This window comes from Xanthobacter albus, assembly GCF_043194895.2.
Taxonomy (GTDB): Bacteria; Pseudomonadota; Alphaproteobacteria; order Rhizobiales; family Xanthobacteraceae; genus Xanthobacter.
Window position 1 is genome coordinate 658,296 of sequence record NZ_CM195532.1, and the last position, 6,705, is coordinate 665,000.

A 6,705-nucleotide genomic window follows, 5' to 3' on the forward strand; every position below is an offset into this window, starting at 1 on the left:
GGAGGAAAGACATGACCGCCCCCCTCCTCTCCGTGCGCGACCTCTCGGTCGCCTTCCGCCGCGAGGGCGCCGAGGCGCTCGCGGTGAAGCGTGTCTCGTTCGACATCGCCAGGGGCGAGACCCTCGCTCTGGTGGGCGAGAGCGGCTCCGGCAAGTCGGTCACCGCCTTGTCGATCCTGAAGCTGCTCAACTATCCCGCGGCGCGCCACCCCTCCGGCGAGATCCTGTTCGAGGGGCGCGACCTGCTCGCCATCCCCGAACGGGAGCTGCGCGGGGTACGCGGCAACAAGATCACCATGGTGTTCCAGGAGCCCATGAGCTCCCTGAACCCGCTCCACACCATCGAGCGGCAGGTGGGCGAAATGCTCATCCTGCACCGGGGACTCGGCGTGAACGCCGCCCGCGCCCGCACGCTGGAGCTGCTTGCCGAAGTGGGCATCCCCGATCCCGCCTCCCGCCTGTCCGCCTATCCGCACCAGCTCTCCGGCGGCCAGCGCCAGCGCGTGATGATCGCCATGGCGCTCGCCAACGCGCCCGACCTGCTGATCGCCGACGAGCCCACCACCGCCCTCGACGTGACGGTGCAGGCGCAGATCCTGAAGCTGCTGAAGGACCTGCAGAAGCGGCTCGGCATGGCGATGCTGTTCATCACCCACGACCTCAACATCGTGCGCAAGATCGCCGACCGGGTGTGCGTGATGCAGAAGGGCGAGATCGTGGAGCAGGGCGGCGCGGAAGAAACCTTCCTCAACCCGCGCCACCCCTATACCCAGGCCCTCCTCAAGGCCGAGCCGAAGCCCGACCCCGCTTCCATCGCCGCCGATGCGCCCGTGGTGGTGGAGGCGAGCGACCTCAAGGTGCATTTCCCCATCAAGCGCGGCGTGCTGCGCCGCACCGTGGGCCACGTAAAGGCGGTGGACGGCGTCTCCATCGCCATCCGCCGGGGAGAAACGCTGGGGGTGGTGGGGGAATCGGGCTCGGGCAAGACCACGCTCGGCCTCGCGCTGCTGCGCCTCATCTCCTCCGCCGGGCCGGTCACCTTCCTCGGCCGGCGCATCGACGGGCTGGGCTTCAAGGCGCTGCGGCCGCTCCGGGCCGAGATGCAGATCGTGTTCCAGGACCCGTTCGGCTCCCTCTCCCCGCGCATGTCGGTGGCCGAGATCGTGGAAGAGGGCCTGCTTGTTCACCAGCGCCGGCTCTCGGCCGAAGAGCGGGAGGCGCGCGTGATCGCGGCGCTGGCGGACGTCGGGCTCGATCCACAGACCCGGCACCGCTACCCCCACGAATTCTCCGGCGGCCAGCGCCAGCGCATCTCCATCGCCCGCGCCATGGCGTTGGAGCCCTCCTTCGTGGTGCTGGACGAGCCCACCAGCGCCCTCGACATGATCGTCCAGGCGCAGATCGTGGAGCTTCTGCGTGCGCTCCAGAGAAAGCGCGACCTGACCTTCATGTTCATCTCCCACGACCTGCGCGTGGTCTCGGCGCTGGCGAGCCGCATCCTCGTCATGCGCAACGGCAGGATGGTGGAGGAGGGCCCCGCCCGCGAGGTGTTCGAGAACCCGCGGGAGGATTACACCCGCGCCCTGTTCGCCGCCGCCTTCTCCCTGGAGACCGCCGGCGCCGACGTGGTGCGGCAGTGAGCATAGCGGGCAAGCCCCCTCTCCCCGGCGACGGGCCCGCCGACGTGACGGTGGAGGCCCCCACCCCGCTCGGCAGCGGCTACCGCCCTTATGAACGCTACGAGGCCAGCCTCGCCGACGGCGCGGGTGCGTGCGTGCGGCAGACGCGGGACATCCTGCGCGGCGGGCGGGTGGTGGGCGTCATCGCCTACGACCCGCAGCGCGACTTGGTGGTGCTGGTGCGCCAGTTCCGCATGCCCGCCTATCTCGCCCTCGGGCGCGCGCGCAGCGAGCTCGTCGAGATCGTCGCCGGCGGCGTCGATGACGGCGAGGCGCCGGAGGCCGCGGCCCGGCGCGAATGCGCGGAGGAGACCGGCCTTGCGCCCGGCCGCGTGGTGGAGCTCATGAGCTTCCTGCCCACGCCCGGCATCACCGACGAATACGCCACCTTGTTCCTCGCCGAGGTGGACGCCGGCGCCCTGCCCGCCCGCGCCGGCCTCGCCGAGGAGCAGGAGATCATCCGCCCGCTGGCCTTGCCGGTGGAGGAAGCGCTGGCGATGCTGGCCGCCGGGCGCTGCGCCAACGGCTACCTCATCATCGCCCTGCAATGGCTCGCCCTCAACCGCGTGCGCCTGCCGGCGCTGCTCGCGGCCGCCGTGCCGGCCTGAGCGGGCGGCCCGCTCAGGCCTCCGCGTCGAGACGGGAGAGGTCGAAGGCCGCCACGTCCTCCAGCAGCTCCACGAAGGCCCGTGCGCCGAAATCAGCCGCCGCCTCGCCTTTCTCCGCGGTGGCGCCGCGCGCGTCACCCATGGCGCCGGCCGCGCTCAGGTCCTCGCTCAGCCAGCCGAAGCCCACCGGATGGTTCGCCCGCAGGCGCTTGAACTCGCCCTCCATGGCCACCGAATAGGGCACGAAGTCCGCCGCCAGGCCCATGTCCACCAGCTCCGGCCGGAAGGCGAGCATCAGGGAGGTCTCCACCTCCCCGCCATGGATGCCGTGGGCGCGCTCGTGATCGGCGAACAGGCCCGGCGGATAGCCGAAGCGGTGCATGGAGGACATGGCCACCAGCATCTTGTGCTCCAGCCGCAGGGTGCGGGCCACCAGATCGATGACCGGCACGTTGCCGCCATGGGTGTTCATGAGCACGAGCCGCCGCACGCCCGCGCGGGCGAGGCAGGCGCCCAGCTCCACCCAGGCGGCGATGGCGGTGGCGGGCGAGAGGGTGAGCGTGCCGGGAAAGCTCTGGTGCTCGTCGGACTTGCCGACCGCCTGCACCGGCAGCGCCACCACGTCCAGCGCATCCGGCACCAGGGGCGCGATGCGCGCGAGATAGCCTTCGGCGATGAAGAGATCCGTGCCCAGCGGCAGGTGCGGGCCGTGCTGCTCCACCGCCGCCACCGGCATCACCGCCACGAGGCGCGACTTATCGAGCGCGGCGATCGCGGGCGAGGACAGTTCCGACCATCTGAGAAACACCAGCGACACTCCCGGCGGGCCCCGCCCGCTCCTCTGCGCGCCCTCACGCATCCCCTGAAGGGCCTGCCATCACCGCTTTCGGCGCTCGGTGGTGAGATCGGCCATCAGGCTTTCGATGCGTTCCGCGTTCGAGCCCAGGTCCCGCACGCCGTAGCGCGAGGCCGAGCGCATATCCACCCGCGCGCCCTTCGGGGTCGGGCGGATGCGGATCACGATGTCGTTGCGGTAGCCCATGATGCGCGACACGGCCACCGCCTCGATGAGGCCGTCGCGCTGGGTGCCGCGGGGGGGCGCGGCGTCCAGAATGTGCCATCCGCGCTTCTGCACCAGGGCCAGCAAAGCGTTGAATGCTTCCTCCGGCGTGGCGCTGAGGTCCACGGGCTTGATGCCGGGATAGCCCATGCGCTGCGCCTCGACCACCATTGCGCTCGGCGCGGGATGGTCATTGGCCTCGCGCGGGCGCGCCAGCAGGAGGGCCTGGAAGCGCGGCGGATCGACAAGGTCGGTGGAGATGTCGGTCAGGTCCGGCAGCATCAGGCCGCGGGCGATCACCAGCGCCGGCGCCGCGAGCACGGCCAGCGCCAGCGCCACCGCCGCCATGGCCCGGCCGATGCCCACCCAGCCGCTCTCCCAGGTGATGAAGAAGGCGATGGCGCCAAGCAGCCCGCCCAGCGCCGCCACCGCAAGCCCTGCGGCGAAGGCGACCGTGGCGAGGGAGAAATCCAGAAGGCCGAACCGGTAGAGCACGATCGACAGCACCAGCACCGGCACCGCGAACAAGGCGAGGCGGAAGCTCCACCGCGCGGTCGGCGAGACGCGCTCCTCAATGTACAGACGGCGCCTGATCATCGTGTCCCGTCTTCCGCCCGCCCTGCTTCTTCCCCTGGAATGACGGACCCCGCGATGCTTGGCAAGGGGCGGCTGCGCCAGGGCCGCGCCGAAGCCCCCTTCACGCCCCGCCGAAACGCGCACCGAGCAGGATGTCGGGAAGGTCGTCCACGCTGTCGATGACCAAATCTGCGGCAGCGGCGAGATGCTCGACCGGCGCCGGGCCGCTGCGCACGAGGATGAAACGCGCGCCCGCAGCCCGCGCCGCATCGAGGTCGTGGGCCGTGTCGCCCACCACCGCCACGCGCTCCGGCGCATGCCCGCCGTGCGCCGCTCCGGCGAGCACCATGCCGGGATCGGGCTTGGAGCCATGCCCCGAATCATAACCGACGATCGAATCGAGCCATGGGGAGAGGCCTAGCGCCGCCACCTGCCGGCGCGCATTGGCCTCCGCATCGTTGGTGACCATGCCCAGCGCCAAGCCGCCGCGCGCGAGACGGGAAAGCGCCTGCTCCGGGCGCCCGATGGGCGTGAGGAAACGCTGCCCCTCCTCCGCGAACAGCATGTCGATTCGCGCCAGGAACGCCGGCGAGGCCGGCACGCCCAGCACCTGCGCCCACAGCGGCCCATAGTGAAGCGACGATCCCGCCACCAGGGGAGACCAGGGCTCGAAGCGCTGCTCCGCCGGCAAATAGGCGCTGACCGCGTGGAGCCGATCGAGGCGCTCGCCATCTCCCGCCGCCAGAATATCCATCACCACCCCGGCGGAGGGACCCCAAGTGCGGTCGAAATCCACCAGCGTGCCGTCCTTGTCGAACAGCAGGGCCTCGATACCCTCGATCACAGGCGGCGCTCCTCTACCAGCCCGGGATGCTCCGCCCCGCCGCCCGGCGGCTTGCGGACAGGCGCCGCCTCGAACTAAAACGGGCGCGGCTCCCGCCACGCCCGTTCATCACAAAAGATGAAAGCCCGCCGGCTCAGAGCACCACCACCTCGGTGCCCACCGGAACGCGGCTGTAGAGGTCGATCACGTCCTCGTTCAGCATGCGGATGCAACCCGAGGAAATGGCTTGCCCCAGCAGCTCCGGCTGATTCGTGCCGTGGATGCGGAACAGGGTGTCGGCGCTGCCCTGGTAGAGATAAAGCGCGCGCGCGCCCATCGGATTGTGCGGCCCCGGAGCGACGTAGGACGGAAGGCCGGCGATGCGCTGGTGAATGTCCGGAGTCGGCGTCCAGCTCGGCCATTCGGTCTTGCGGCCCACCTTGGCGCTGCCGCGGAAGGCGAGGCTCTCCTCGCCGACGGTCACGCCGTAGCGAATGGCCTTTCCATTGTTCTCGACAAAGTAAAGGAACTTGTTGGGCGTATCGACGACGATAGTACCCGGCTTTTTATTGGTCGGATACTCGACCTCATGCCGCGCGAACTGCCCCTCAGGCTTCACCTTCGGATAAGGCGCATTCGCGAGAAGCTGCTTATCACGCGCCGTCTGCGCCGTGGTGGGAGAAGGCGAATAGCTCTCCGACACACACCCCGCCAGCGTCAATCCGAGCACAAGCGCCCCTACCGCCCGCCACATCATGTCGGCCTCTTCCTCGTGCCTCTCAAGGAGGATTCGAAATCTGTCGTTTGGATTAACCGAATGCGGCGAACCCTTGAAGACCTCAGGCACGACCGACGCCGCGTTCTCTTTCAGCGTTGCAGAAATGCCGCACCGTCTGACCTTTCGTCAGCCCCGTTTGGACATTCTCAAGCTTTTGGGCGCCACTTCATCACAGAACCTTGGAGAAGCCGCAACGGCTGCACAGTTTTGACGCAGTCGATGCTCATCCCTAAGGCGTGTGAAGCAAGCGTACGCCCCATGCGACACGCGGGGGTGGATCGAGGGAGAAAGTCATGTCCACCGAACAGACGTCGTCCGCTCACCAGCCGGCGCCCCAGGCAGACCTGAAGCGCCAGAGCCAGAGCCAGCAGTGGCGTGAGATCGGCATCGCTTCGGTCGCCGCCGCCGCCCACCAGAACAGCGACAAGCGCGCCGCCGCGCAGACCGCCGCCGCCGGCCGCATCGTCACCTTGCGCGACATCGATCACTTCGCGGCGTGAGGCTCTCCCCGGCGCCCCTCGCGCCGAGCCCCCGTGCGAGCGCCTGAACCGGCGGCTCCTGACAGAATGTGCCGCTCGGAGAGCATTTCATCCGGGCGGAGGGCGGGCTAAGAAGGCGGCCCCGGCTCGAAGGTCCGCCCATGATCGTCGTCTATGTTCCCGCAGGCCCAGCCCTGAAGTCGATGACCCTTGCCGCGGATGACCCCATTCCGCCCGCGGCCGTCTGGATCGACCTTCTGGCCCCGGCACCGGAGGAAACCGCGGCGGTGGAGCGCCTGGCGCAGATCACCATTCCCACCCGCAAGAAGATGCGGGAGATCGAGCCGACAAGCCGGCTCTTCGTGGATGGAGACGCCCGCTTCATGACCGCGGCGCTGCTGTGCGGCAGCGACACCGCCGCACCGAGCGTGGAGCCCGCGACCTTCATTCTCACCCGCGACCGGCTGATCAGCGTGCGCTATACGGAACCACGCGCATTCGCCACGGCGGCAGCCCACCTGACACGCAACTGTCCCTCGCCCGCGTCCGCCGAATTCATCCTCATCGCCCTGCTGGAGGCGATCGTGGACCGCGCCGCCGACATTCTTGAGCAGATCGCGAGCGAAGTGGAAGACGCCTCCGGGCGCGTCTTCTCGTCCGATCGGCGGCAGTCGTCGGGCGCAGATCGCTATCGCATCATCC

At 69.5% G+C, this 6,705-nt stretch carries 8 protein-coding genes (1 of these 8 cut by a window edge); 4 read left to right on the plus strand and 4 right to left on the minus strand.

Features of this window, described 5'->3' with window-relative positions; all coding sequences use genetic code 11:
- The first annotated feature begins 11 nt into the window (after positions 1-11).
- Positions 12-1,640, plus strand: coding sequence for an ABC transporter ATP-binding protein (locus V5F75_RS02970; protein WP_394033027.1), 1,629 nt, complete (start codon positions 12-14; stop codon positions 1,638-1,640).
- A complete protein-coding gene (locus V5F75_RS02975) occupies positions 1,637-2,287 on the plus strand; it encodes an NUDIX domain-containing protein (protein ID WP_394033028.1) in 651 nt (216 codons plus the stop codon). The genes V5F75_RS02970 and V5F75_RS02975 overlap by 4 nt, the downstream gene beginning before the upstream one ends.
- Before the next feature lie 13 nt (positions 2,288-2,300).
- Here V5F75_RS02975 and V5F75_RS02980 read toward each other — a convergent pair whose 3' ends face one another.
- The 4 genes from V5F75_RS02980 to V5F75_RS02995 form a co-directional block, all read right to left on the minus strand.
- Positions 2,301-3,104, minus strand: coding sequence for a creatininase family protein (locus tag V5F75_RS02980; protein ID WP_394033029.1), 804 nt, complete (start codon positions 3,102-3,104; stop codon positions 2,301-2,303).
- A 60-nt stretch (positions 3,105-3,164) separates the two neighbouring features.
- Positions 3,165-3,944 (minus strand): DUF1499 domain-containing protein, encoded by a 780-nt coding sequence (locus tag V5F75_RS02985; protein ID WP_394033030.1) that lies wholly within the window; start codon positions 3,942-3,944, stop codon positions 3,165-3,167.
- A gap of 100 nt (positions 3,945-4,044) precedes the next feature.
- Positions 4,045-4,767, minus strand: a complete 723-nt coding sequence (locus V5F75_RS02990; RefSeq protein WP_394033031.1) for an HAD family hydrolase — start codon at positions 4,765-4,767, stop codon at positions 4,045-4,047.
- Between the two features lie 133 nt (positions 4,768-4,900).
- The gene (locus tag V5F75_RS02995) at positions 4,901-5,503 is read right to left on the minus strand and encodes a L,D-transpeptidase (protein ID WP_394033628.1); all 603 of its coding nucleotides are present in this window, start codon (positions 5,501-5,503) and stop codon (positions 4,901-4,903) included.
- 314 nt (positions 5,504-5,817) lie between these two features.
- Here V5F75_RS02995 and V5F75_RS03000 point away from each other — a divergent pair, with 314 nt between their 5' ends.
- Positions 5,818-6,024, plus strand: coding sequence for a hypothetical protein (locus V5F75_RS03000; protein ID WP_394033032.1), 207 nt, complete (start codon positions 5,818-5,820; stop codon positions 6,022-6,024).
- A 140-nt stretch (positions 6,025-6,164) separates the two neighbouring features.
- A protein-coding gene (locus V5F75_RS03005) for a magnesium transporter CorA family protein (protein WP_394033033.1) crosses the window boundary here: on the plus strand, positions 6,165-6,705 show its 5' portion. The gene runs 437 nt beyond the window's last position; only the first 541 of its 978 coding nucleotides appear in the window; it begins with the start codon at positions 6,165-6,167; its stop codon lies beyond the right edge, outside the window.